Below are 26,237 nucleotides of genomic sequence, written 5' to 3' on the forward strand. Positions count from 1 at the left end.
TTACGGCAATTTATTTAAAACGTTCCAGTACAATTCAATTTGTCCTGCTACTTTTAAAAAATTATCAAAATTTACTGGTTTTACAATGTATGAATTTACCCCTAGTTTATAGGCTGCTTTTATGTCTGAATTTTCTGATGAAGAGGTTAAAACAACAATAGGAATTGTTTTATAAATGGTATGTTCTTTTAAAGTTTTTAAAACATCTAATCCATCTACTTTGGGTAATTTTAAATCAAGCAAAATTACAACTGGAATTGCGGCGCCATCATCCCATTTTTTAATATATTTTAAAGCTTCTTCTCCATCACGAGCAACTTCAATAGGATTTATAAGGTTACTGCTTTTAAAAGCGCGTATGGTTAAATCAACATCAAGAGGGTTATCTTCTACTAATAAAATTGGATTGTTCTTTAATTGATAATTCATGCTGAAAAATTTTATTTTTTAAATTCTAAATAAAAACAAGTTCCTATATTCAATTCACTTTCCGCCCAAATGCTGCCATTCATTCTATGCATGGCTTTTTCTACCATTGCCAAACCAATTCCGGTTCCTTCATATTCTTCGGGTAAATGTAATCGTTGGAATATTTTAAAGATTCTGTCATGGTACTTCATATCAAAACCAACACCGTTGTCTCGTACAAATATAAGCCAATGTGTTGAATTTTCGCTACTTCCAATCTCAATTTTAGGGTTTTTGCTTTTGCTAGAAAATTTAATAGCATTATCTAATAAATTACGAAGTGCTAATTTTAAGCCGTTACTATCTGCTAAGAGCATAAAATTATTTGAGAAAGAAGTTTTAATTTGAATATTAGATTTTTTTATTTCACCTGATAAGAGTGTTAAAAGATCATTTATTAAAGGTTTAAGTGGTACATTTTTAATTTGAAATTCTTGTCGTTCTATGCGCGAATAGGATAGTAAATCTTCAATTAAGAGATTCATTTGTAAAGTTCCAGTTCGAATATTTTTTAAAAATCCTTGCGCTTCTTCATTCAAATCATTTTTATACAAATCTATTAAAAGTTTACTGTATCCATCAATTCCTCTTAATGGCGCTTTTAAATCATGCGATACAGAATAGGTAAATGTTTCCATTTCAGCGTTGATACTGGCTAATTTTTTATTAACAGTATCCAATGCGGAGGTTTGCATATTTAAATCATCCACCAAATTTAACAAAGCGCCTTCGCTGAGTTCTAATTGAAGGGTTCTTTCAGCAACACGATCTTCTAACGCTGCATTTAATTTTGCAACTTCTTCATTGGCTGTTTTTTGTTGTGTAATTTCAGTAAAATTGATCACTATTTCATCAATTTCATTAGTATCATTAATTTCAAGAAATCCGCTAACAGTTAACCAAACAATATTGTTTAATTCTGATTTAATAACTCCTAAAATGAGATCTTGAAAAGGCTTCCGGCTGTTTAAAATTCTATTTACGGGATAATCTTCGGGTGCTATTGGAATGCTATTTTGGTCAATAAATTTCCAGTAAGGATCAATGGCTGTTTTACCTTTCAATTGATCTACTGTTAAACCCAATAATTCTGAAGCCTTTTTGTTACTCAAAATAATAGAAGTATCTGGCGCATGCACAACAATTCCTGCTTCTAAATTTGTTAATAATCTACTATATCTTTCTTCACTTTTTCTAACTTTTTCTTGTGTTTTTTTCCAACTGGAAATATCTCTCCAAGATGATATTGAAAATAGGATTTTTCCTGTTTTATCTTTTACAGATTTTACATTAAGTAATACCTCAATTTTACTTCCATTTTTTGTTTTAAGAAGTAATTCCTTACTTAAAACTTCACCAGTTTCCATAAATTGTTGGAATGCTTTTTTTACTTCGTCTATACAACTTTTGTGGTACATTTTGAATATTGAAGTTCCAATAATCTCTTCTCTTAAATAGCCAGTTTTTTGAAGAAGTGTTTCATTGCATTGTAAAATTAGAGCGTCAGTTGGAGATATGGAAACAAGCATATCTGGAGATTCGTGATATAATATTTTAAATTTTTCTTCAGATTCTTGTAATGATTGTTCTGCCTTTTTTCTGTTTTTTTGTTCTTTTTGGAAACGAAATAATATTTCTTTACTTTTTTCGCCTTTGATTTGTAAAAAGATAAGTAATAACGCCAATATTAGTGTAATTAGTAAGCCTGTTAATAATGAATTATAAGCTCCCTTAAATTTATAGAAAACTGGTTTTGGAGTAAAGTGTAATTCCCATATTCTTCCTCCAATTTCAATAATCCTTTTTTGAGTATGAATTTCATCGATGCTATCTCCGTTTTTGTAAATATTTTCATTTAAACCATTTGTAATATCATAAATATATAAATCAATATCTTCTTCAGATGTTTTATAAAATGCCGTATTTATTAAATTATTTATTTTACATACAACAGATATTAATCCTTTTACATTAGTAAAACTTATTGAATCTTTAGTGGGTTTCGTATAATCATATACTGGCAAAATACCTAAAACACTATTTTCAGTAGAGTCTTGCACCAAATTTATTACAGGGGTTAATTGAAATGTTCTAGTTTCAACGGCCTTTATTATGGTTGATTGTCGATCAATATTTGAAAAAATATCATAGCCTATTGCATTTTTATTGCCTTGTATAGGCTCTATGAAGTTTACCGAAAAGTAAAAGTTTCTTTTTTTTGCTTTGGTAAATTTATTTTCAGTATTGAGCTCTTTAATAAAAAAGTCTTTAATTATATGTTCATCACGACCTTTTGATTCAAATTCAAATCGTCTATTATCTTCAATTTTAGGAACCCACGAAATAGCTTTAATTCCAGAATTAATTGTTAGAATTGGTGAGGTGTAATTTTTAAATTCTTCTCTTGAAATAACACTATTCATCTCAAAAAAATACTTAAGAACTTCTATAGATTGAAAAGTTTTTTTTAATTCTTGATTTATAGTATTTTTTTTAGTTGTTATGATATTGGTTAATAGGCTGTTTTTTGCGTTTATAAAGTCCCCTTTAGTTTTAAGATGAATTGAAACTGAAATAACAATACCAATTATTAAAACAAATAAAACGGGAACTAACGTATATTTTTTTTTCATATTTTATATGAATAAAGTAGGATTACATTTTTTAAGAATATTAGCTTAAATTTATTAGCCTTCTTTAGTTTATTTATTATTTTTCAATTCTGCCATTCTTAATTCACGGCCTACAAAAACTTTATTTAGTTTATCTAATTTTTTATTTTTTTCTTCTAATTCTGATGTTCTTTCTTTTATAATTTCTTCTAAGTGTTCTTGGTAGTTTTTAAGTTCTTTCTCTGCTTCTTTATGTTGGGTAATGTCATGCATTGCAACCACTGCACCAAGTGAATTTCCTTCACTGTCAATAACTCTTTGCCCATTAGTGATAAATGTTTTAGCTTCTCCATTTTTTGGAATAATGGTTATTTCAGTGTCTTTTATAATCCCATCTTTTAATGCTTTAAATAATGGGATGTCTTCTTTTTGCATGGGAGTTATTCCATCAGGATGATACAAATTATAATGGTTTGCCCATTCATTTGCAGGAATTGGTTCTTTTGGCAATCCGTGAAACTCCATGGTTGCATTATTAAATCGGTTTAAAATCCCATGTTCATCACATGAAACGATCCCTTCTGAAAGACTGTTGAAAACGGCTTCAAGATATTGTTTTTCTTTCAATAAAGCTTGCTCAGATTGTTTTCTCACCATTTTTTGTTTAGTAATATCGCAAAATAGCAACGTCATATTCAATAAAAAATCCATGGCGGTTTTTGCATCATCTTTAGATACGATAGGTACTTTTTTGAGGGCATTCATATACGTTTCCTCATTGTATCCATATTGTTTAGCCTGATTTCTAAAAAAATCTAAGTTGGGTTCTTTAAAAAGAAATTGACCTGTAAAAAGGTTTCCTAAATGTTCTCCGTCAATGATGATGGGAACTGCCACATCTACCAAGCCGTTCAAACATTCGTAGGCATGATACTTTTCACCTTCAGCCATTTGTTTAGATAGCATGGTATCACTTACAAAACATTTTTCGCATGTTTTGGAGTTCACTCGGTGAAAATCGGTACAGATTTCCCGCCAGCCAGATTTTGAAAGCACATTCCCTTCAAGATCTAGGATTGCTGTAAGAAATCCAGTTGTTTTATGAAATAAATCTAATAATACATTAATCCGCTCAGAATCAATAAAATCTTGTAATTTATAGTTCATAGTATTATTATTTTTTTTCTTTTAATTTTTCTATTTCTTCTTTCAATTCAGCCATTCGTAATTCACGACCCACAAATAATTTGTTTAAACTATTTAGTTTTTCGTTTTTTTCTTTTAATGTTTTAGTTCGTTCATTTACAAGTGCTTCTAAATTTGTGTTTAAAGATTCTAATTCTCTCAATATCTTTTTTCGTTCGGTAATGTCATCAAAAACAACTACGGCCCCAACAGTTTTTCCTTCCTGTAAAATGGGTGTTGATGTGTATTCTACCTGGAATGGAGATCCATCCTTTTTCCAAAATACTTCATCTGTTATATTGTGACTCACGGAATCTTTAATAGTAGAGAGGATAAAACATTCTGAAGAATGATACACTGTTCCGTCTACTTTGTGATGATGGTGAGTGCTATGCATTTCTTTTCCAATTAACTCATCTTTTGTATATCCGAGTAAATCTGCTCCTTTTTGATTTATAAAAGTAGTATTTCCTTGCAGATCTATACCGTAAATACCTTTACCGGCATTTTCAAGTAAAGAAGCATTTAAATTAAGTGTGTTGGTTAAAGTTTTTGATTTTTCTTTTAGAACTATTTCTGTTTTTTTAAGTTCATTATAGGCTTCCTTAATTTCGGAAGTTTGTTTTTTAACAATTTGTGCAATTTTATTATTTTCATCTATTTCTAAGGGTAGCCACTTTTTAATTAGTAATATTAAAATGATCAAGGCAGTTATTAAGTTTAAAAACTTTGGAAATATAACCATTTGAGGTTGTGACAAATAGTTGTAGACACCAATTGGAATGTAGCCTGAGAGCGATGTAAACCAAGCACCGAAATAAACACTTTCAAAAAAAGATCTAAAGGCGTCTAACGCCAAAATAACCAATAGTAATTTCAATAATTTAAAGGATTTTAAATTATTAATTTTATTAATGTAAAAGACAAATATAACTCCCCAAATAATAGCAATACACCAATAAATAATTGGGGTTAATAAGTTAAAAAATCTCTCCATAAATATATATTTTGTAAAATGTTACTTTTATTTAATTGATGGTATATTATTTTTCCTAAACTAAATAGTAAAAACATTGCTATTGATTACAAAATTGTAATTGTTCAAAACAAATAAGCATTAAATTAATTTGTGAATTATAACTTAAATATACAATTAAATTTAAATTGTAAGAAATTAAATTTACTGATTATCAATTAGTTTATTGGAAGATGTTTTTATGTAATTAATTTTTAAGCATGTTGAAAATGCAAAAACAACAAATTTTAATGTTGCTTTGTAATTACATATTTGTGATTTTTTTAATGTTAAAATGAAATTAGAAATTGATGATTTGCTAAAGCCATTGTTCTTGGTGAAATTCTTAAAAAAAAGCATCTCCTTAGAGATGCTTTTTTTGTTTATTGTGAGCAAAAATTAATAATTAACAAAATAAGGAATGTTGGCACTCCAAATTGCTGAACCTATTTTACTTCTTTCAACTCTGGTAATTTTACGATCTTTTACCCAGTAATAGGTTAACTTACTAACTTCAGTTGATAATTTTTTATGTAAGTTATAGTAATTATTTCCTGTATATTGACTGTTTATTAGGTTAATAATATCTTGAATTTCATCAGCCATTGTTCCGCAGTTTTCAAATACATTTTCAACACCCGTGTCAATTCCTTCAATTAAAATAGTATCGGTCATTATAGAACGTGGATACGGATCTTCATCGTTTAAACAGCCATCATTATCAACATCTTTATCACAAGCATCTCCCAGACCATCATTATCAAAATCAGCCTGATCACCATTTGCAGTTTCTGGGCAATTATCTATATAATCAGCAATTAAGTCACCATCATAATCTTCCATCACAGTTTGATTAATTACTCTTAAGTGATCAAATACAATTGAATTTTCTCCCACACAAGCATAATTAGCCAAAACAATCCTTATAGAAGAAAACGCGATATCCTCTCCCATGGTAGAAAGATCTAATATGGCATCGCCTTTAGCAGTATCAAGTTCTGTGTAACTTTCGGGCGCATCATTTACATAATACTCATATAACCCACTAATCACACCTTGGCCGTAGAACACGTGCATCCCTACTTCATTATTAAATTCATCATAAATATAAACTACAATATATGGAAAATTATAATAATCCATAGTTGATGTAAATTCTAAATAGGCTTTTAGTTTTGTTTCATTTGTGTTTCCACTTATGTTGTACACTTTTTGAATGTTCTGACTTGGACACATAGAAATTGTAACTCCAACAACACTTGTTTTAATTGCAGTGCTGCCATCTAAAGGAGACGCTATTTCAACATAGGTAAAATAAGGGTTCCCTCCCGTATTATTCACAGTCCATTCTGATAAACTACCTGCTAATACTTCATCAACAAGTACTTCATTGTCAACTCTATTAAAAAGAGGTTGTATATTTTTATTACTTGTAGCCTGTTGATTATTCAAGGTATTTTGCGGAAAAACAACTTCTGTTTCGGTTTCACAACTAACAAAGAATAAGGCTATAATAATGAAAATGAATTTTAAATTTTTCATGATAAGTTATTTTAATATGTATTTGTAAAAAGTGGAATGTTAGCACTCCATATTGCAGAACCTATTTTACTTCTTTCAATTCTGGTAATTTTACGGTCTTTTACCCAGTAATAGGTTAGCTTACTAACTTCGGTAGATAGTTTTTTATGTAAAGTGTAGTAATTATCTCCTGTATATTGACTGTTTATTTGATTGATGATGGTTTGAATTTCATCGGCCATAGTACCGCAGTTTTCAAAGGTATTTTCAACTCCTGTGTCAATTCCATCAATAATGATGTTTTCAGTCATTATGGAATTTGGATACGGATCTTCTTCATTAGGACAACCATCACCATCGGCATCACTACACGAACCAAAGCCAATAAAATCAACTCCCTCATAGCCATAAGGGTTCTCCGAAGTAATCACTATTTTTTTGATTGGTTGTACAGAGCTAATTGCTAAATATTGTGCAGTGTATTCTGGAGTATAAACATTGGTTGAGCCTATTTGTTCATCGTTGAAATTATATACAAGTACTAAAACGTCAGTATTTATTAGATTATATAAATTCATACTTACATCAGAAACCGTATTTGTAGTAAATCTAATTACTAAATCAGTATTCCAATTATTACTCATTAATACATTTGGCATACCATCCCAGTTACAAATAAATAAACCATTTTCTAAATTGTTTGGTGTCTCAAATGAAATGCCTGACAAAATATCTCCAGGAGAAATAATATTGTTATTCGAAAATTCATCTAGATAACTTGGGAATGATTGATTTATATAATTAAAATCTTCAAAATCTTCTGTTGGAAAATTACAATCAAAATCATCGGCATCATAATAAAAATGAATTACAGTCATATCATCTGGTTCTTGAATGGTTGCTCTACTTTCAAAAGTTTTAATTGTATTTAGTTTATTAAAATGAGTTTTTAAATCAACTCCTTCAGCAATTAACGTGGTAATTGGTGTGTTCGATTGCATTTGTAAATCCTGGATTTCTTTAGATTCAGGGATAATAGCTGATTCTTTTTGGCAGCCTATAAGAATAACCGCTAGTAGTAGCACGTAAAAAAAGATAAGACGTTTCATAATAGTTTATTTAGTGATTAATTGAAATTGTATTGAACTATTTTTTACTAATAAGATGTATAAAGACATTACAGTAGTAAAACAAATTTTAACATTAATTAGGGGTTTTACGTATGTAGAATTGAAAATACTGAATGACTTATTTAAATTTACGGAAATTTAAAGTAGGCGACTTTTTAAATCGTAAAATGAAGGTAAAGTGCTGTTTGTGAATTGTGTAAATAAAAAAAGCACTTCAATATTGAAGTGCTTTTTTACGATTTGGGTATTTTAATTATCCTATTTCTTGAAAATAAGGAACACTTGTACTCCAAGCAAAGCTAGAAATTTTTGAACGCTCTCTACTTGTAATTAATCTGCTTTTATACCAGTAGTAACTTAATTTTGCAACTTCAGATACAAACTTTTTGTGAAGTTGGTTGTAGTTATCTCCTGTATATTGTGCGTTTAGTAAATTTATAAGGTTATCCATTTCATCAGCCATTGTTACTCCGTTTGTTTTAGTAAATTTATTTAGTATTGATGTATTTATTTCATCAATAAAAAGTGTTTCACTTAAATTTGAATTTGGATATGGATCTTCATTATCCAAAACGCCATCATTATCAGCATCTGAAATACATTGTCCAAAAGAAATAGCGTCAAGTCCTATAAAGTTTGGTGCATAATGCATATAATAATCATTAGTATACATGTATAGTTTTTTAATAGGCACAGGAGATTTTATGTATAAAAGTTCTTTTGTAAATTCAATCATTTCCTCCTCTTCAAATTCATTATACGTTGGGTCGATTATAATATGCCCCAAATAGTTATCTTCGCTATCAACGGCATATACCATTGTGCTTGAATAAGCTAATAAAATTAGGTCAGCGGTAATTGCATTTATATTGTAGCTTTCAAAAGTAATTTCTAATGGAGCAGCAGAAATGTTGAAAAAAGTGTTATCAATATTCAAATTTTCTAAGCCGCTTGTATAAGAATTGGCAAAAATCCAGTTATATTCATCTTGTGTTGAAAATTGTATGCCACTTACAATATCGCCAGGTTCAATATACATCATTTCTTCATTACCATATGAAGTGTTTTCATCAAGAACCCCATTAATGTTGTACACTTCAATAATATCTCTTTCAATGTCAATATTATTAAAATCTTCTGTAGTTAATGAGCCGCTACAATTAAAGCTTTCGGCATCATTTAAATAAAATTCGGCAACAGCTTCAAGTTCTTCTTCTTCAATGCGTGATTGTAAGTTTTGTAATTTTTTAGCAGATTTAGTTGTAAGTGTATTGTTTTTAAGCAGATCTAAAAAAGAAATTTTAGAATTTTGAGGCTGGGTTGCTTCGGTTTCCTGAAGTGCAGCATTATCTAGAACTTCTGTAGCATCTTTTTCACAACTTATTAAAAATGTGGTTAAACAAATTAGTAAGCCAAGGGTTTTTAAATTTTTCATGTATTTTTATATTTTTTATTATTATGCTAAAAATAGTATTTTTTTTTAATTATCAAAAAGTCAGTTTAGTATTTTAAAGTAATCATTTAGTTTTCTTAATATTGAACTTTCTTATTTTAAACAAATGAAGAATTCTAAAAACCCTATTTTAATTGTTGTTGCTTTTTTTTCAATTTATGTAATTTGGGGATCTACCTATTTGCTAAATAAAATTGCCGTAACAGAATTACCGCCATTTATGTTAGCTGGTATGCGTTTTTTAATGGCGAGCGTGCTTATTTTTATCATTGCTAAAATAATAGGACTTAAATTAAGTATTACAAAAGTTCAATTAAAAAACACCACTATTGCAGGTTTTCTGTTTCTAACTTTTGGTAACGGTGTTGTTGTTTGGGCGTTAAAATATGTAGACAGTAGTTTTGCTGCGTTACAAGTTTCTGCGCAACCTTTAATTGTATTATTAATGATGCGTTTTTTAGAAGGTAAAAAAATTCAGGCAATGTCCATTATTGGAGTTTTTCTTGGGATTATTGGCATCTTTTTATTGGTTAGTCAAAAGGGAATGATCACCAAAGAAGGAATGACTATGGGAATGGTGATGATTTTTGTATGTATGTTAAGTTGGGGTTATGGTAGCTTATTTGTTACCAAAGCGGATTTACCCTCCAATTTTTTCGTAAACACGGGGTATCAGATGCTAACGGGTGGAAGTATGTTGTTAATTGGAAGCCTTGCATTTGGTGAATCTTGGTCAAATCCAATAGACTGGAGCTTAAAGGTGCAATTATCCATGGCAGGTTTAATTATTTTTGGAAGTATAGTTGCTTTTACCTCTTTTAATTATTTGCTAAAAACGGTTTCACCTGAAAAAGTAGCAACATCTAACTATGTAAATCCAATCATAGCCATGCTATTAGGTTGGTATTTTTTAAATGAACCCATAACAGTGCAGTCTGTTATTGCTGCTTTTATTTTGCTCTCGGGCGTTTACTTTATTAATACTAAAAAGAAAATGGTGATGTATGCTAGATTTAAGCGTCAAAAAACTGTATAAAATACCATGGGAAAATAGTCATTGTCTATAAACTTAGGAACAAAAATTCCCTTTTATTAAAGTGGTTTTAGTGTTTAAAGATAAATTAAACGTTTAGGAGTTGAGATTGTTAAATTTCAAAATTAAGTCCTTCCGCAATAAGTTCATCAAATTTTTCTTTATTAAATGCATACAAAAAAGCTCCTTTTTTAGAACCCGATTTGTCTTTTTTATTGGTTTTGGTTAAAATATCTAACGATAATATTTTTTTCCGGAAGTTTCTAGCGTCCAATTCCCGTTGGTAAATACTTTCGTATAAAATTTGTAATTCGGGAATAGTAAAATATGCTGGTAATAAATTAAAACCTATAGGTTGGTGTTTTGCATTTGTTCTTAATTGTTTAATGGCATCAGATACCATTTGACCATGGTCAAAAATTAATTCGGGTACATCATCTAAATCAAACCAATGTGCATCGTATTTCTCAACACTTTCTAATTCAAATTTATCTACACTAATTAAACTATAATAAACAACAGAAATTACTCTTCCAGCAATGTCTCTATATACGTCACCATAAGTTTTTAGTTGCTCTAAATAAATATCTTGTAAACCAGTTGATTCAAATAAAATCTGTTTTGCGCCATCATCAATAGATTGGTCATTTTTTATAAACGCACCAATTAAAGACCATAAACCTTTGGATGGTTCAACTTTTCTTTTAAACAGTAATAATTTTAGTTTTTTAGAATCAAAGCCAAAAATAATACAGTCTACAGCCACTAAAATGTTTTGTTGTGCAGTATAAATATTAGTGTTATTTATTAATTTCATAAAGGCATCTTTTTGTAAAAGTAATAAAATGTAATCATAACAGTTTAAAAAAATAAGAGAGCTGTCATAAAATATATAAAACAAATGGCTTATTATAATTAGTGTAAGTAATAATTGGCATGGTTAAATTGCTGATTGATTGCAAGGATATTCAGTTAGAATTGGTTAATTTCGCACAATATAATATTGAATTAGATATGAAAGGAATTATTTTAGCTGGAGGCTCAGGAACTAGATTGTATCCAATCACTAAAGGAACCTCAAAACAATTGTTGTCTATTTACGATAAACCAATGGTTTACTATCCTTTATCTATTTTAATGTTAGCCGGAATCACAGAGGTTTTAATAATTTCAACGCCACAAGATTTACCAAATTTTAAAAAATTATTTGGAGATGGATCTTCTGTTGGAATGCAGTTTTCTTATATAGAACAACCTTCACCAGATGGTTTAGCCCAAGCATTTATTTTAGGTGAAGCATTTATTGGAAATGATGATGTTTGTTTAATATTAGGGGATAATATTTTTTATGGTGCTGGTATAGAAAATTTATTAGAAGATGCGTTAAAAACGGTTGCAGACGAACAAAAAGCGGCCATTTTTGGATATTATGTGCAAGATCCGGAACGTTATGGTGTTGCTGAATTTGATGCCAAAGGCAATGTAATTTCTATTGAAGAAAAACCGGTAGCGCCCAAAAGTAGTTATGCGGTAGTGGGGCTGTATTTTTATCCGAATAATGTTGTTGAAATTGCTAAAAATATTAAACCAAGTGCACGCGGTGAGTTAGAAATAACTACGGTAAATCAAACGTATTTGAGTAGTAAAAATTTAAAATTGAATAAAATGGGTAGAGGGTATGCTTGGCTAGATACAGGCACGCAAGATTCTCTATTAGAAGCATCTAATTTTATTCAAACTATAGAAAAAAGGCAAGGTTTAAAAATAGCTTGTATTGAAGAAATTGCGTTTGAAAAAGGCTATATTTCAAAAGAGCAATTACTTGCTATTGCAGCAGAATATAAAGGCAATGATTACGGGAAGTATTTAATGAAATTGGTAAAATAGAAAGGTCAAAACATCAAAAAAATGAGTAAATCACTATATCCTATAAACTTTAGCCTTTAAACTTGTAAAATCTATGGAATTTATAAAAACAGAAATACCTGATGTTGTTATTTGTAAACCAACAATTATAAATGATGAAAGAGGTTATTTTTTTGAATCATTTAAAAAAGAAGCACTTGAAAAGGCCTTAGGATATCCATTACATTTTATTCAAGATAACGAAGCAAAATCAACCAAAGGAGTTTTACGAGGATTACATTACCAATTACCACCATTTGCTCAAACAAAATTAGTACGCGTAATTCAGGGAAGTGTGTTAGATATTGTTGTTGATATTAGAAAGGATTCCTCAACTTTCGGAAAACAAGTGGCTATTGAGTTAAATGATGAAAATAAATGGCAATTGTTAGTTCCAAAGGGATTTGCACACGGCTATTTAGTTTTGAGTGATACCGCTATTTTTAGCTATAAAGTTGATAATTATTACAATAAGGAAAGTGAACGCGGAATTATTTACAACGATAAACAATTAAATATTAATTGGAATTTTCCTGAAAATGAACTCATTATTTCTGAAAAAGACACCAAACAACCTATTTTTGCAAAGGCAGATGTATTTGAAAAAGCCACTATTATAAATGAGTAATATTTTAGTAACAGGCTCAAAAGGGCAACTTGGAACAGAATTGTCGGCTATAAATAGTCAGTTTCCTCATTTTAAATTGTTTTTAACAGATAAAGATGCGTTAGATATTACCAATTTTAATGCTGTTGAAAATTTCATTATAAAAAATAAGATTAAAGCTATTATAAATTGTGCAGCATATACCAATGTAGATAAAGCTGAAGAGGAGGTTGAAGTAGCTAACAAAATAAATTTTGAAGCCGTTAAAAACCTAGCTGAAATTACCAAAAAACACGCTTTAAAATTAATACATATATCAACCGATTATGTGTTTGATGGTATTTCTGAAATACCCTATAAAGAAACGGCTACCACAAATCCCCAAAATCAATATGGGAAGTCTAAAGCATTGGGAGAAAAAGCGTTGATAGCAGTGAACCCTAAAAATACAATAATTATCAGAACCTCTTGGTTGTATGCAGTTTCAGGACATAATTTTGTAAAAACCATCTTAAAATTAAGTAAAGAGCAAAGTGAAATAAAGGTGGTTAATGATCAAATTGGTTCACCCACAAATGCAAAAGATTTAGCAGTAGTACTCTTGACTGTTTTACCTAAAATTGAGCATAAAAATGTTGAAATTTACCAGTATTCAAATCAAGGATCGTGTAGTTGGTTTCAATTTGCTCAAGAAATAGTGCAGCAAACAAACAGTAATTGTACCGTTTTACCAACAACATCAAAAGAATTTAATTCAAAAGCGTATCGGCCAAATTTCAGTTTATTAAATACTGAAAAAATTAAAAATACGTTTCAAATAAAGATTCCTACTTGGCAAGAATCGTTAAAAGAATGTTTAAAACAACTAACGTAAAAGAATTATTTATGAAATCAATTTTAATTACAGGAGGCGCAGGTTTTATTGGCTCAAATTTAGTAGAAATGTTACTAAAAAAGTATCCAACCTATAAATTTGTGGTGTTAGATTTATTAACCTACGCAGGAGATTTACATAATTTAAATGAGGTTAAAAAAGCCAAAAATTTTACGTTTGTAAATGGTAATATTTGCGATAGAAGCTTGGTAGAGCGTATTTTTCAGCACTATTATATTAATAATGTTATTCATTTAGCGGCGGAATCTCACGTAGATAATTCAATTTCAGATCCAGGAGTTTTTATTGAAACTAATGTAAAAGGAACGTTTACTTTAGTAGATGTAGCCTATAAATATTGGATGGAAAAACCTTTTGTTGTTAAAAATGGTTTTGAAGAAAGTCGGTTTTTACACGTGTCAACAGATGAAGTGTATGGCACTTTAGGAAAAACAGGCTTGTTTACCGAGCAAACTCCGTATGCACCAAATTCACCATACAGCGCATCTAAAGCAAGTAGCGATTTTATTGTGCGAAGTTACCATCATACCTACGGAATGAATACCGTAATTACCAATTGCTCCAATAATTATGGTCCAAAGCAACACGATGAGAAGTTAATACCTACAGTCATTAGAAAAGCATTGGCAGGTGAAAATATTCCTATTTATGGCGATGGAAGCAACGTGAGAGATTGGTTATATGTAGCCGATCATTGTAGCGGAATTGATACTGCTTTTCATAAAGGAGAAAATGGTGAAGTGTATAATATTGGAGGAAAAAATGAACAAAACAATAATTACATTGCCGCTAAAATTTGTGAACTATTAGATGAAATACATCCGTTAAAAACGGGAAGTTATAAAAATCAAATTTCGTTTGTAGCAGATCGTGCTGGTCACGATTTTAGATATGCTATTGATGCTAGTAAAATTGAAAATGAATTAGGTTGGAAAGCCAATGAGAATTTTGATTCTGGAATTGAGAAAACTGTTAAATGGTATTTAGAAAAGTATAAGGAGTGAAGAGTGAAGAGTGAGAAGTTGAAAGTAGCTCGCACGGAGCCCATTTGAAACGACATCCTGAACTTGTTTCAGTAACTGCTTCAAAAAAGTTGATTACCAAAGAATACGTAAAAAAGGATACATGAAAGAAAACAATAAAATAGCAATAATAGGTTTAGGGTATGTTGGTTTGCCATTAGCCAGATTGTTTGCTACAAAATATCCAGTTGTTGGATTTGATATAAACATCAAAAGGATTGAAGAACTGAAGCAAGGAATTGATGATACTTTAGAAATAGAAAAAGAGTTACTTCAGAAAGTACTAGTAAACAAATCAACAGGGGAAAATGGCTTATTTTGCTCTTCTGAAATTTCGGATATTAAAGCTTGTAAGTATTATGTAGTTACCGTTCCAACACCGGTAGATAAAAATAACAAGCCAGATTTAACACCTTTAGTTAAAGCCAGTGAAACTGTTGGGAAGGTCTTAAAAAAGGGAGCTATAGTCATTTATGAATCTACCGTATATCCTGGTGCAACAGAAGAAATTTGTGTGCCAATTTTAGAAGAAGTTTCAGGATTACAATTCAACAAAGATTTTTTTGTAGGCTATTCACCAGAACGCATTAATCCGGGAGATAAAGAACATACCGTTGAAAAAATATTAAAAGTGACTTCAGGTTCTACACCTGAAATTGGTGAGAAAGTAAACCAATTATATGCATCTGTAATTATAGCAGGTACACATTTAGCACCTACTATAAAAGTGGCCGAAGCTGCCAAAGTAATAGAAAATTCGCAACGAGATATTAATATTGCTTTTGTAAATGAATTAGCCAAAATATTTAATATTCTAAATATTGATACTCAAGCAGTGTTAGAAGCTGCAGGAACAAAATGGAACTTTTTACCTTTTAAACCAGGCTTGGTTGGCGGACATTGTATTGGTGTAGACCCATATTATTTGGCGCAAAAAGCACAAGAAGTGGGCTATCATCCTGAAATTATTTTAGCAGGAAGAAGAGTAAATGACAGCATGGGCTTATTTGTCGCTTCTGAAGTCATAAAATTAATGGTGAAAAGTAATATCGAAATTAAGAAATCTAAAGTATTGGTATTAGGCATTACCTTTAAAGAAAATTGTCCCGATGTTAGAAATACAAAGGTAATTGATGTTATAAAAAACCTACAAGACTTTGGAAGTGAAGTAGTTATTTTTGATCCTTGGGCAAATCCAGAAGAAGTAAAGCTAGAATACAACGTAGCAACCGTTAAAAATATGCCTCAAAATAAGTTTGATGGAATTGTATTAACAGTGGCGCACAAAGAATTCTTACAGATAGATTTAGAAAAGTATTTAAAGAAAAACGGTGTTATTTATGATGTAAAAGGTGTGTTGAAAGGAAAAGTAGATGGGAAGTTGTAAGCGTCTTGAAGTCTCGCTTCGCATTTATTGCCTTGCGGTCTTGCAGTCGTTTTGTCTCGGTTCGCTCTTGTTGAAGAACACAAAGTAAATAAATCAACTAAAGAATGGTACAAATAAGTTAAGAAATATAAATAAATAAAAGCACTGCAAGACTGCACAATCCCACGACAGCAGGACCGCACGATAAATATAGAAAAAAATGGCTACAATTAAAGATTTTGAAGAATTAGAAGTGTGGAAATCCTCTAGAGTATTATCTAAACAGGTATATTTAGATTTTAAAGAGAATAGGGATTACGGTTTTCGAGATCAAATTCAAAGATGTGCTGTTTCTGTAATGAATAATATTGCAGAAGGATTTTGCAGGAATGGAGATAAAGAATTTCATCAGTTTTTAAATATAGCGAAAGCTTCTTGTGGCGAATTAAAAAGCATGTATTATTTAGCAGAAGATATAGAATATATAAATAAGGATATCGCGAATGAAAGGAGATTGCAAGCAAATCAATTAATGAATGGTATAGGTGAGTTTATGCAATACCTTAGAAAAACAAATAAAAAATAATTAAAAAGACTGCACGACCGCAAGACCGCACGACCGCAAGACAAAAAGACAAAACATGAAAAACTTCGCATTAATAGGAGCAAGTGGTTATATCGCACCACGCCATATGAAAGCCATCAAAGAAACCAATAATAATTTGGTAGCGGCACTCGATAAATTTGATAGTGTGGGTATTATAGATAGTTATTTTCCGAATGCTGATTTTTTTACAGAATTTGAACGATTTGATCGTCATATTTCAAAAATGAAATTTGAGAAAAAGGAACATTTAGATTATGTAAGTATTTGTACGCCGAACTATTTACACGATGCACATATCAGATTCGCACTCCGACAAGGAGCAGATGCTATTTGTGAGAAGCCATTGGTGTTAAACCCTTGGAATATGGATGCCTTGGCGGATATTCAAAAAGAAACTGGTAAAAAAATATACAACATTTTACAATTACGTGTACATCCTGCAATTATAGCTTTAAAAGAAAAAATTGCCAACGGACCAAAAGACAAAGTATACGATATAGATTTAACGTATTTAACATCACGTGGACATTGGTATTATACTTCTTGGAAAGGAGATGAATCAAAATCAGGAGGAATTGCAAGCAATATAGGCGTGCACTTTTTTGATATGTTATCGTGGATTTTTGGCGATGTAACCCAAAATATTGTACACGTAAATACCCACGATCGATCTGCAGGATATTTAGAATTTGAAAAAGCAAGAGTGCGTTGGTTTTTATCAATAAATTACGATGTATTACCAGAAGAAATAAAAGCAAAAGGACAACGTACGTATCGTTCTATTACCATTGAAGGAGAAGAGTTAGAATTTAGCGAAGGTTTTACAGATTTACATACAGTTAGCTATCAGGAAATTTTAAAAGGAAACGGTTACGGATTAGAAGCACCACGTCAGGCTATTGAAATTGTGCACAATGTACGTCACGCATCACCAATAGGCGCCGTTGGAGAATACCATCCATTTGTATTAAAACCATTGGCAAAACATCCGTTTAATAAATAGGTAAGCATTTATTAAAACGATGCCTCGTCACTTCAAGTGATTTTATAAAGCGAGGCGAAATAAAATTGTAGTGAGAAGCGTTCAGTACTAATGCTTGATACACCAACGTTGCATACGGTACTAGAACTGATGTTAGTTCGTCACTTTAAGTGGTTTTAAGAAATGAAATAGAGTAAAATTGTATTGATAAGTAATTGTAATTAAATCTTAGTACAGCTCCGTTGCGCTGAGGAACTCAACCAGAGGAGAAATACGTCACTTCGAGTGGTTTCACGAAATGAAATAAAGTGAAATTGTATCGATAAGTAATTGTAATTAAATCTTAATACAGCTCCGTTGCGTTGAGGAACTCAACCAGAGGAGAAATACGTCACTTCGAGTGGTTTCACGAAATGAAATAGAGTGAAATTGTATCGAGAAGTTACAGGTTTAATGAAACCCCAATTGGATGGGAAACTAGTAAAAAAACGGAACCAAATTCAAATTAAATAAAAGAAAAAACAACCAAGGTGAGTCAATTAAAAAAAGGAGCATTACTTTCCTACTTCACTATCTTTTTAACCAATATAATAGGGTTAGTTTTAACGCCTTTTATTATTAGAAGTATAGGTGATGCTGAATATGGCTTATACACTTTAATAGGTGCTTTTGTAGGATATATTAGTGTGTTAGATTTTGGTTTAAACAATACTATTATAAGGTTTGTAGCCAAATACAGAGCAGAAAAAGATAAAAAGGGAGAAGAGAATTTTTTGGCAATTACCATGCTCATATATGTTGTAATTTCAGTTGTAATAGCAATAATTGGAATTATACTTTATTTCAATTTAGATGTCTTATTTTCTAATTCTTTAACCTTAGATGAGATTGCCAAAGCAAAGGTGATGTTTATTATTCTAATTTTTAACTTGGTAATTACATTACCTGGTGGCGCATTTACCGCAATTTGTTCTGGCTACGAGCATTTTGTATTTCCAAGAACTATTAATATTATTAGGTATATTGTAAGATCGGTATTAGTTGTAGGTTTGTTACTTTATGGAGGTGATGCTATTGGTTTGGTAGTGTTAGATACTATTATGAATGTATTGGTGATTGTCTTTAATGGATACTATGTGTTTAAGAAACTTAAAGTAACGTTTAAATTGTATGAATTTCAATTGCCATTAGTAAAAGAAATTTTTTCATATTCTGTTTGGATATTTATATATGCATTAGTTTATAAAATGCAATGGAATGCTGGTCAAGTAGTGCTGGGTATGAATACTGACACTGTTACAGTTGCAATTTATGCGGTTGGAATAATGTTAGGTGGATATTATGGGGCATTCGCAGGCGCTATAAATGGCTTGCTAGTACCAAAAGCCACTCAAATGAGTGTACAAAAACGCTCAGGGACTGAATATACTAATGAAATGATTAAAATTGGGCGTCTCAATTCTTTTTTACTCTTTTTCATTTTAAATGGATTTATACTTTTTGGTAAAGATTTTATCAATTTATGGTTAGGTGAATCTTATATAAATTCCTGGTATATTGCACTTTGTATTATGATTGTTATGTCGTTGCCACTTATACAAGCATTCGGAAATTCAATATTAGAAGCTAAAAAGAAAAATAGATTTAAATCTGTTTTGAGTTTAACTACCGTTGCTCTGGGTGTTTTTATAGGTTTTTATTTTAGTAAAATTTATGGAGTTTTTGGTGTTATTTTGCCACTGGTTCTTGCTATGGGATTTAATAGTTTAATTATGATATTTTATTATAAAAAAATATTTGGTTTAAAGATTAGACAGTTTTTTATAAATACTTTGGGCAAAATTTTTCTAATTACAAGTGTTTTGGGTATTATATCTTATTTTATAATCATTTATTTTCCTATTTTAAATTGGTTCGACTTATTTTTACAAATCTTCATTTATTCACTAGCTTATTCTTTGGTAGTTTATTTTGTAGTTTTAAATAAATTTGAAAAATCTTTGATTCTGACAAAATGAAAATTAAAACCATAACCTGCCACGAAGTTTATAATTACGGCGCAAGTTTACAGGAGTTTGCCTTATTAATCTACCTAGAAAGTTTAGGACATACAGTAGAAGCAATCCATTATAAGCCTATGTATTTATCTCAACATTTTAATTTAAAAGCAGTCTCAAATCCTAGGTTTGAGAAGCCTTTTTTGAAACAACTATATATTTTAGCAAAATTAATAGGGAGGTTAAAAGATTTAAAACGGAAAAAGGCATTTGATTTATTCGCAACAAAATACATTCCTACAGGGAAGATAAGATATGCAAATAATGATGAATTAAAAGAAAACCCTCCAGAAGCAGATGCATTTATTTGTGGAAGTGACCAAATTTGGAATTCTTTTTTTGAAAATGGAAAAGACCCTGCTTTTTATTTAGATTTTGTGCCAGATACTAAACTTAAAATATCATATGCAGCAAGTTTTGCAATTGATGAAATTAAAGAAGATTTAAAACCCTTTGTAAAAGCAAAAATAAGTCGAATTGACCATATCTCTGTACGTGAAACTTCAGGAGTTACTATATTAAATAATTTAGGAATTGAAAATGTAGTACAAGTTTTAGACCCTGTTTTTTTATTAAGTGCCAATTATTGGAAAGAAACATTTGTAAAAAGCATTGATAAAAAATTCATTTTTGTGTATGATTTTGATTCCAATCCTTTGATAAAGCAGATTGCCTTAGATTTAAAAAAAGAAAAAGGCTTTAAAATTTATACGGTCAATAAAAATATAAACTATGCAGATGAAAGTTACTATTTAGAAGGGCCTGAACAATTTATAAGTTTAATGTATTGTGCACAATTTGTTATTACTAATTCGTTTCATGCAGCTGCATTTTCATTAATTTTTGAAAAACAATTTGTTGTTGTAAACAGAATGGAAAGTATAAATACAAGAATGCGTGATTTGTTATATTTATTAAATATTCAAAATTCTCTGATATCCTGTTTTTCAGAGTTTAAAGAAATGGAGAGAATTAATTATGGTGTAATTAATTCTCATGTGTTAGACAATATTATTCATTCAAAGGCATTCTTATTAGAATCTTTAAAATTAAAAAATAAATGAAAAAAGTAGTTTATATAATTGAGTCATTGAATTTAGGAGGAGCTGAAACTAGTTTGGTAACTTTTTTAATTAATCTGGATTATTCTAAATATGAAGTAGACTTAATATTATTTACAGAGGAAAATTTTTTTATTAATTATCTTCCTAAAGAAGTAAATGTTATAATAATTGATTTTCCAAAAATCAATATAATTAATAGAATTAAGTACAAATGCCAAAGGATTTTTAATTTTAAAAAATCACATTCAGCACAAATTCTTTGGAAACTAATCGATTCAAAATTAAAAGTGTTTGAAAAAGATTATGATATTGCACATGCTTATAATCAAGGTTTTTCTACATACTACACTTCTAAATTTATAAAATCAAAAAAGAAGTTAGCTTGGATTAATATTGATTATCAGAAAGTAAAATATAAAATTCAATTTGATTTTCCATTTTACACAAAATATGATAAAGTTATTGCAATTTCAAATAAAGTTAAACAGGGTTTTGAAGAAGAGTTAAATAAAATTAATAAAACTGTTGATATAGAAACTATTAAACTTTTTGCTGATGAAAAAATTTTAGAGCAAAAATCATCTGAAAACCTTCCAATTAAGTTTGATAAAAATAAAATAAATATTGTTACAACTTGTAGATTATCAAAACAAAAAGGGTTGCATTTGGCTATTGAAAGTTGTAGAAAATTGATTAATAAAGGATATGAAATTCATTGGTATGTAGTTGGTGAAGGGGAAGAGAGAGGCAATTTAGAAAAATTAATTAGAAAAAATAAGATTTCTAACCACTTTACGCTTTTAGGTAAAACAACTAATCCTTTTCCTTATATGAAAGCTTGTGATATATATGTTCAAACCAGCATTTTTGAAGGCTGGGGTTTGACCGTTATTGAAGCTTTATTATTGAGGAAGTTGGTAGTTTCAACAAATTTCCCAACGGCGTATGATATTATTGTTAATAACATGACAGGATTAATATCAGAGATGGAAAGTGATGATATTGTGAGAAATATTGAACGTTACATTTTAGATGAAGATTTTACAGAAAGTATAAAAGAGAATCTTTTAAAAAGAAAAAATTTCGACAAAGAAGAATCATTAAATAAATTGGAAGAAATTATTATATCACTTTAATAGTATCATTTTAAATTATTTGTTGTTGGTAAATATAAATTAAAGGTATTTTTGTTTCGCAATATTCCATTTTATATTTATAGTAGGAATATTAATTTATAATTGAAAAGGTATTTGTAAAATATTAAGAATATATAAATTGCAACAATGAAACTACTCTACATCACAAATGGTATTAATGGGGCAGGAGGTTTAGAGCGCGTGCTCTCTATTAAAGCTTCTTATTTAGCAGATGAATATGGTTATCAGGTAACAATTCTGTCATTAAATGATGCACATTTGAATCCATTTTATACCTTTTCAGATAAAATTAAAATGAAGAGTATTCGTGTAATTGGAAATCCTTTGCAATACGCTATTTTATATATAAAAGGTATTCAAAATGTGGTTTCAGAAGTCAACCCTGATGTGATTGCTGTTTGCGATGATGGATTAAAGGCTTTTTTTACACCACTAATTTTAGGTGAAAAGATTCCCATTATTTATGAACGACACGTGTCTAAATTAATAGAACAACATGCTTCAGATGGTTTTGTAAAACGTATTTCAACTAAAATAAAATGGTTTTTGATGAATACCTTAGGAAACAAATTTCAAAAATTTGTGGTGTTAACCAAGGGCAATTTATTAGAGTGGAAAAAACTATCAAATTTACAAGTAATTTCAAATCCTTTATCTTTCTTTCCTACAAGATCAAGCTCTTTAGAAAATAAAAAAGTAATTGCAGTAGGGAAACAAGGCTATCAAAAAGGATACGACTTATTGTTACCTGCTTGGAAAATTGTAGCCCAAAAGCATCCAGATTGGAAATTAGAAGTTTACGGAACTTTTAATCCTAAAGAGAATTTGGAACCACTTGCAATTGAACTGGAAATAGAGAAATCAGTTTCGTTTAAATTACCTGTAAAAGAAATTGAACAAAAATATTTAGAAGCAGCTATTTATGTAATGAGTTCTCGTTATGAGGGGTTTGGCATGGTGCTAATAGAGGCTATGGCATGTGGTGTTCCGTGCGTGTCTTTTAATTGTAATTATGGCCCTTCGGATATTATTAAAAATGGTGTTGACGGCTATTTAGCAGCACAACAAAATAGTGAAGCGTTGGCTTCAAAACTATTACTTTTAATAGAAAATGAAGCATTGCGCAAAGAACTAGGCCAAAAAGCCAAACAAAACGTTCAGCGTTATTTGCCAGAAAAGATTCTAAAGCAGTGGGATGAATTATTTAAATCGGTTGTGCAATGAAAATAATGTATGTAACGGATCAACTATATTTACATGGCGGTATAGAAAAAATAACCACAGAAAAAATGAATTATCTAACAGATAATTTTGGTTATGAAGTAATTTTATGCACTTCAGAGCATAAAGAGAATGCATTTGTTTATAAACTGTCTAAAAAAGTAAGGCACCTAGATTTAGGGATTAATTATTTTCGGAAGCTCAGTTATTTTCATCCTAAAAATTTACTCAAAAGTATATCTCACTATAGAGCTTTAAGAAAATTAATTCAACAAGAAAAACCAGCTATTATTATTTCTGTAAATTATACACCAGAGCAGTTTTTTTTACCTTTTATAGCTAAGGAAATAGCAAAAGTTAAAGAGTTTCACTCTTCGGGGTATGTATTAAAAACTCCAGTGAATTTAATGGATAAGCTAAAATACCAAATGTTTTTATTGTTGGATAAATACCATATTAAAGTTGTTTTAAATGATTGTGAAAAACAATATTATCCTTTTAAAAACATTGAAGTAATACCTAATTTTATTAGTTATAATAATAAATTAAAATCAACAGTTGTTAAAGAAAAAACAATTATTGCTGCGGGTAGAATAGCACCAGTAAAACAATTTGATCATTTAATAAAAGCTTGGAGTTTAATTGCAACTAATTTTCCAGATTGGCGTGTTAAAATTTTTGGTGATGGTGATGCCGAACTTTCGTTAAAATTGGAAGGTTTAATAAAGGAATTAAAGGTGCCTAATATTTATTTAATGGGAGCAACCAATTGTTTAGAAGAAGAATTTCAAAAATCTTCTTGTTATGCCATGACCTCTGCAACGGAATGTTTTCCGATGGTGCTTTTGGAAGCAATGTCGCAAGGTTTGCCAATTGTTTCGTATGATTGTCCTCACGGGCCAAGTACTATAATTACAGATAGTGAAGATGGTATTCTTGTTGATCACAATGATATTGATATTTTTGCAAATAAATTAGCTTTTTTAATATCAAATAAGGATTTAAGAGATTTAATGAGCAAAGAAGCCATAAAAAAAGCTTCAAAATTTGAAGCTAAAGTAATAATGCAACAGTGGAAAAAACTATTTTTAAATATTAAATAATACATCATGTTTGATTGGATTCCCTTACCATATTACACACCCGTATTTTATAATACAATGTTGGTGGTGATTGTTTTAGCTGCATTGCAGCTATTTACAAAAGGGTATGTTATTCAAAATCCAAATAAAAAAGAATATGCGTCAATACTATTACTCATATTAGTTACCTTTTATTTGGGGTTACGTCCTGTAAGTGGTAGGTATTTTGGAGATATGGGAATGTATAATTATGAATTTGAACATTATGCCAAAGGAGGTGAAATATTTAAATCAAGAGATTTTGTGTGGAATGTTTTTATGAAGTTTTGTAGTAGTATAATGAGTGCCAAATTATTTTTTTTACTATGCGCTACTTTATATATTTTACCATTATACTTAGCTTGTAAAAAGTGGTTAGGAAAAGATAGTTATTTTTTATTTTTAATGTTTGTGGCTTCCTTTTCATTTTGGGCTTATGGTATAAATGGCATTCGTAATGGGATAGCTACTTCATTATTTGTTTTAGCATTAACCTATTATAAAAAGAGATACATACAATTTAGCTTGTTAGCAATTTCTTATTTTATACATGGAAGTATGTTAATTCCATTGGCAGCATTTGTGTTGACGCTTTTTTATAAAAACCCAAAGTATTATTTATTAGGCTGGTTACTTGCAATTCCCTTATCTCTAGCTTTTGGTAGTTTTATTGAAAATATTTTCTTGTCACTTGGTATTAGTGACCAAAGAGTCAGTTACTTAACAATGAGTGAGTTTGATGATCAGTTTTCATCTTTAGGTTTTCGTTGGGATTTTTTAGTATATAGTGCTGCTGCTATATATGCAGGGTATTATTTTATAATAAAGCTGAAATTTAAAGATAAAATATATATTCAATTATTTAATATTTATGTAACAGCCAATGCTTTTTGGATTTTGGTAATACGTGCTAGTTTTTCTAACCGTTTTGCCTATTTATCATGGTTTTTAATGGCAATAATTATATTTTATCCTTTTTTTAAACAACAATTTTTTAAACAACAACAAAAAGTATTGGCTTATTTAGTATTGGCTTATTTTGGATTTACATATTTTATGTTTTTAATTATTTAGTTATGAAAAAGGTTATTAAAATTATTTTGCCTCAAATATTTATAAATTTATGTTTAAGAGTTGTAACTTTCATTTCTATCCAGTTATATAAATTTAGGTTTGGAGATTTTAAAATTAGAAAAAACACAAGTGATTTTAGCGTTTTTTCTAGCGTATTTGTGTTAAAGGAATTTAAATTGCCTATAAAAGTTAATCCTAAACTTATTATTGATGCTGGCGCCTATACTGGGATTTCGTCATTATATTTTTCATTATATTATCCCAATTCGACTATCATTGCTATAGAGCCTGAAACTTCAAATTTTGAGGTTTTAAAACTAAATACAATTAGAAGAAAAAATATTAATCTAATTAAAGCAGGTATTTGGTATCAGAAATCGTTTCTTAAAATTAAAAATATTAACAAAGGAAAATGGAGTTTTCAAGTTCATGAAGTTTTAGAAACGGATGATTTCGATATAAAAGCAATTACTATAGATTCAATTTTGAAAGAATCAAAATTTAAATATATAGATATATTAAAACTTGATATTGAAGGTGCCGAAATAGAAGTTTTTTCAAAAGGTTCTATTGAATGGTTAGAGAAAACTAATATAATAATTGTAGAACTTCACGATAGATTTAAGGATGGTTGTTCGGATTCTCTTTATAAGTCAATTAATGTAGCTGATTGGAAAATTTATAAAAATGGTGAAAAGGTAGTTTTAATAAGAAAAAAAATATTAATAAATGAATAGGGGGA

At 29.7% G+C, this 26,237-nt stretch carries 23 protein-coding genes; 15 read left to right on the plus strand and 8 right to left on the minus strand.

From position 1 onward, the window contains the following. The 7 genes from JEY78_RS09075 to JEY78_RS09105 form a co-directional block, all read right to left on the minus strand. Entirely contained in the window at positions 1 to 429 is a 429-nt protein-coding gene (locus JEY78_RS09075; protein ID WP_291849870.1) for a response regulator, read from the minus strand. An 11-nt stretch (positions 430 to 440) separates the two neighbouring features. Then, complete coding sequence (locus tag JEY78_RS09080) at positions 441 to 3,101, minus strand: CHASE domain-containing protein (protein ID WP_291849874.1); 2,661 nt, start codon at positions 3,099 to 3,101, stop codon at positions 441 to 443. Positions 3,102 to 3,170: 69 nt separating this feature from the next. Further along, positions 3,171 to 4,247 (minus strand): PocR ligand-binding domain-containing protein, encoded by a 1,077-nt coding sequence (locus tag JEY78_RS09085; protein ID WP_291849876.1) that lies wholly within the window; start codon positions 4,245 to 4,247, stop codon positions 3,171 to 3,173. Positions 4,248 to 4,254: 7 nt separating this feature from the next. Next, positions 4,255 to 5,262 (minus strand): PAS domain S-box protein, encoded by a 1,008-nt coding sequence (locus JEY78_RS09090; RefSeq protein ID WP_291849880.1) that lies wholly within the window; start codon positions 5,260 to 5,262, stop codon positions 4,255 to 4,257. Positions 5,263 to 5,679: 417 nt separating this feature from the next. Then, positions 5,680 to 6,822, minus strand: a complete 1,143-nt coding sequence (locus tag JEY78_RS09095) for a thrombospondin type 3 repeat-containing protein (RefSeq protein ID WP_291849883.1) — start codon at positions 6,820 to 6,822, stop codon at positions 5,680 to 5,682. 11 nt (positions 6,823 to 6,833) lie between these two features. Then, on the minus strand, positions 6,834 to 7,910 hold the full coding sequence (locus JEY78_RS09100) for a hypothetical protein (RefSeq protein WP_291849887.1): 1,077 nt from the start codon (positions 7,908 to 7,910) through the stop codon (positions 6,834 to 6,836). Between the two features lie 274 nt (positions 7,911 to 8,184). Continuing rightward, positions 8,185 to 9,366, minus strand: coding sequence for a hypothetical protein (locus tag JEY78_RS09105; RefSeq protein ID WP_291849890.1), 1,182 nt, complete (start codon positions 9,364 to 9,366; stop codon positions 8,185 to 8,187). A 124-nt stretch (positions 9,367 to 9,490) separates the two neighbouring features. On the opposite strand from JEY78_RS09105, the gene JEY78_RS09110 reads away from it, so the two are divergent. Next, positions 9,491 to 10,420, plus strand: coding sequence for an EamA family transporter (locus JEY78_RS09110; RefSeq protein ID WP_291849893.1), 930 nt, complete (start codon positions 9,491 to 9,493; stop codon positions 10,418 to 10,420). 109 nt (positions 10,421 to 10,529) lie between these two features. Here the strand turns inward: JEY78_RS09110 and JEY78_RS09115 are convergent, their stop codons facing one another. Continuing rightward, positions 10,530 to 11,234: an NUDIX domain-containing protein gene (locus JEY78_RS09115; protein ID WP_291849897.1), complete on the minus strand. Its 705-nt coding sequence runs from the start codon at positions 11,232 to 11,234 to the stop codon at positions 10,530 to 10,532. A 197-nt stretch (positions 11,235 to 11,431) separates the two neighbouring features. Here JEY78_RS09115 and rfbA point away from each other — a divergent pair, with 197 nt between their 5' ends. From rfbA to JEY78_RS09185, 14 genes are all read left to right on the plus strand, one after another. Next, on the plus strand, positions 11,432 to 12,304 hold the full coding sequence (gene rfbA, locus JEY78_RS09120; protein WP_291850220.1) for a glucose-1-phosphate thymidylyltransferase RfbA: 873 nt from the start codon (positions 11,432 to 11,434) through the stop codon (positions 12,302 to 12,304). A 73-nt stretch (positions 12,305 to 12,377) separates the two neighbouring features. Then, on the plus strand, positions 12,378 to 12,950 hold the full coding sequence (gene rfbC / locus JEY78_RS09125) for a dTDP-4-dehydrorhamnose 3,5-epimerase (protein WP_291849900.1): 573 nt from the start codon (positions 12,378 to 12,380) through the stop codon (positions 12,948 to 12,950). Continuing rightward, complete coding sequence (gene rfbD, locus JEY78_RS09130) at positions 12,943 to 13,803, plus strand: dTDP-4-dehydrorhamnose reductase (RefSeq protein WP_291849902.1); 861 nt, start codon at positions 12,943 to 12,945, stop codon at positions 13,801 to 13,803. The genes rfbC and rfbD overlap by 8 nt, the downstream gene beginning before the upstream one ends. Positions 13,804 to 13,814: 11 nt before the next feature. Beyond that, a complete protein-coding gene (rfbB, locus tag JEY78_RS09135) occupies positions 13,815 to 14,828 on the plus strand; it encodes a dTDP-glucose 4,6-dehydratase (RefSeq protein ID WP_291849906.1) in 1,014 nt (337 codons plus the stop codon). A 121-nt stretch (positions 14,829 to 14,949) separates the two neighbouring features. After that, complete coding sequence (locus JEY78_RS09140) at positions 14,950 to 16,233, plus strand: nucleotide sugar dehydrogenase (protein WP_291849909.1); 1,284 nt, start codon at positions 14,950 to 14,952, stop codon at positions 16,231 to 16,233. A 199-nt stretch (positions 16,234 to 16,432) separates the two neighbouring features. Beyond that, positions 16,433 to 16,798: a four helix bundle protein gene (locus tag JEY78_RS09145; protein WP_291849912.1), complete on the plus strand. Its 366-nt coding sequence runs from the start codon at positions 16,433 to 16,435 to the stop codon at positions 16,796 to 16,798. Positions 16,799 to 16,853: 55 nt separating this feature from the next. Then, the gene (locus JEY78_RS09150) at positions 16,854 to 17,822 is read left to right on the plus strand and encodes a Gfo/Idh/MocA family oxidoreductase (protein WP_291849913.1); all 969 of its coding nucleotides are present in this window, start codon (positions 16,854 to 16,856) and stop codon (positions 17,820 to 17,822) included. 509 nt (positions 17,823 to 18,331) lie between these two features. Then, complete coding sequence (locus tag JEY78_RS09155) at positions 18,332 to 19,819, plus strand: oligosaccharide flippase family protein (protein ID WP_291849916.1); 1,488 nt, start codon at positions 18,332 to 18,334, stop codon at positions 19,817 to 19,819. Next, the gene (locus JEY78_RS09160; RefSeq protein ID WP_291849918.1) at positions 19,816 to 20,922 is read left to right on the plus strand and encodes a polysaccharide pyruvyl transferase family protein; all 1,107 of its coding nucleotides are present in this window, start codon (positions 19,816 to 19,818) and stop codon (positions 20,920 to 20,922) included. Before JEY78_RS09155 ends, JEY78_RS09160 begins: the two co-directional genes overlap by 4 nt. Next, positions 20,919 to 22,058, plus strand: coding sequence for a glycosyltransferase (locus JEY78_RS09165; protein ID WP_291849921.1), 1,140 nt, complete (start codon positions 20,919 to 20,921; stop codon positions 22,056 to 22,058). The genes JEY78_RS09160 and JEY78_RS09165 overlap by 4 nt, the downstream gene beginning before the upstream one ends. A gap of 147 nt (positions 22,059 to 22,205) precedes the next feature. Further along, the gene (locus tag JEY78_RS09170) at positions 22,206 to 23,303 is read left to right on the plus strand and encodes a glycosyltransferase family 4 protein (RefSeq protein WP_291849924.1); all 1,098 of its coding nucleotides are present in this window, start codon (positions 22,206 to 22,208) and stop codon (positions 23,301 to 23,303) included. Next, entirely contained in the window at positions 23,300 to 24,403 is a 1,104-nt protein-coding gene (locus tag JEY78_RS09175) for a glycosyltransferase family 4 protein (protein WP_291849927.1), read from the plus strand. The genes JEY78_RS09170 and JEY78_RS09175 overlap by 4 nt, the downstream gene beginning before the upstream one ends. Before the next feature lie 6 nt (positions 24,404 to 24,409). After that, positions 24,410 to 25,495, plus strand: a complete 1,086-nt coding sequence (locus JEY78_RS09180; protein ID WP_291849930.1) for an EpsG family protein — start codon at positions 24,410 to 24,412, stop codon at positions 25,493 to 25,495. Positions 25,496 to 25,497: 2 nt separating this feature from the next. Further along, positions 25,498 to 26,232: an FkbM family methyltransferase gene (locus JEY78_RS09185; protein WP_291849932.1), complete on the plus strand. Its 735-nt coding sequence runs from the start codon at positions 25,498 to 25,500 to the stop codon at positions 26,230 to 26,232. Positions 26,233 to 26,237 lie beyond the last annotated feature (5 nt).

It is taken from the genome of Lutibacter sp., from assembly GCF_016342705.1.
In the GTDB taxonomy this organism is placed as follows: domain Bacteria; phylum Bacteroidota; class Bacteroidia; order Flavobacteriales; family Flavobacteriaceae; genus Lutibacter.

What these genes read in the sequence shown, in the direction of transcription:
- JEY78_RS09075 (WP_291849870.1), bottom strand. Translation starts at nt 429, where the DNA reads ATGAATTATCAATTAAAGAACAATCCAATTTTATTAGTAGAAGATAAC.
- JEY78_RS09080 (WP_291849874.1), bottom strand. Translation starts at nt 3,101, where the DNA reads ATGAAAAAAAAATATACGTTAGTTCCCGTTTTATTTGTTTTAATAATT.
- JEY78_RS09085 (WP_291849876.1), bottom strand. Translation starts at nt 4,247, where the DNA reads ATGAACTATAAATTACAAGATTTTATTGATTCTGAGCGGATTAATGTA.
- JEY78_RS09090 (WP_291849880.1), bottom strand. Translation starts at nt 5,262, where the DNA reads ATGGAGAGATTTTTTAACTTATTAACCCCAATTATTTATTGGTGTATT.
- JEY78_RS09095 (WP_291849883.1), bottom strand. Translation starts at nt 6,822, where the DNA reads ATGAAAAATTTAAAATTCATTTTCATTATTATAGCCTTATTCTTTGTT.
- JEY78_RS09100 (WP_291849887.1), bottom strand. Translation starts at nt 7,910, where the DNA reads ATGAAACGTCTTATCTTTTTTTACGTGCTACTACTAGCGGTTATTCTT.
- JEY78_RS09105 (WP_291849890.1), bottom strand. Translation starts at nt 9,366, where the DNA reads ATGAAAAATTTAAAAACCCTTGGCTTACTAATTTGTTTAACCACATTT.
- JEY78_RS09110 (WP_291849893.1), top strand. Translation starts at nt 9,491, where the DNA reads ATGAAGAATTCTAAAAACCCTATTTTAATTGTTGTTGCTTTTTTTTCA.
- JEY78_RS09115 (WP_291849897.1), bottom strand. Translation starts at nt 11,234, where the DNA reads ATGAAATTAATAAATAACACTAATATTTATACTGCACAACAAAACATT.
- rfbA (WP_291850220.1), top strand. Translation starts at nt 11,432, where the DNA reads ATGAAAGGAATTATTTTAGCTGGAGGCTCAGGAACTAGATTGTATCCA.
- rfbC (WP_291849900.1), top strand. Translation starts at nt 12,378, where the DNA reads ATGGAATTTATAAAAACAGAAATACCTGATGTTGTTATTTGTAAACCA.
- rfbD (WP_291849902.1), top strand. Translation starts at nt 12,943, where the DNA reads ATGAGTAATATTTTAGTAACAGGCTCAAAAGGGCAACTTGGAACAGAA.
- rfbB (WP_291849906.1), top strand. Translation starts at nt 13,815, where the DNA reads ATGAAATCAATTTTAATTACAGGAGGCGCAGGTTTTATTGGCTCAAAT.
- JEY78_RS09140 (WP_291849909.1), top strand. Translation starts at nt 14,950, where the DNA reads ATGAAAGAAAACAATAAAATAGCAATAATAGGTTTAGGGTATGTTGGT.
- JEY78_RS09145 (WP_291849912.1), top strand. Translation starts at nt 16,433, where the DNA reads ATGGCTACAATTAAAGATTTTGAAGAATTAGAAGTGTGGAAATCCTCT.
- JEY78_RS09150 (WP_291849913.1), top strand. Translation starts at nt 16,854, where the DNA reads ATGAAAAACTTCGCATTAATAGGAGCAAGTGGTTATATCGCACCACGC.
- JEY78_RS09160 (WP_291849918.1), top strand. Translation starts at nt 19,816, where the DNA reads ATGAAAATTAAAACCATAACCTGCCACGAAGTTTATAATTACGGCGCA.
- JEY78_RS09165 (WP_291849921.1), top strand. Translation starts at nt 20,919, where the DNA reads ATGAAAAAAGTAGTTTATATAATTGAGTCATTGAATTTAGGAGGAGCT.
- JEY78_RS09170 (WP_291849924.1), top strand. Translation starts at nt 22,206, where the DNA reads ATGAAACTACTCTACATCACAAATGGTATTAATGGGGCAGGAGGTTTA.
- JEY78_RS09175 (WP_291849927.1), top strand. Translation starts at nt 23,300, where the DNA reads ATGAAAATAATGTATGTAACGGATCAACTATATTTACATGGCGGTATA.
- JEY78_RS09180 (WP_291849930.1), top strand. Translation starts at nt 24,410, where the DNA reads ATGTTTGATTGGATTCCCTTACCATATTACACACCCGTATTTTATAAT.
- JEY78_RS09185 (WP_291849932.1), top strand. Translation starts at nt 25,498, where the DNA reads ATGAAAAAGGTTATTAAAATTATTTTGCCTCAAATATTTATAAATTTA.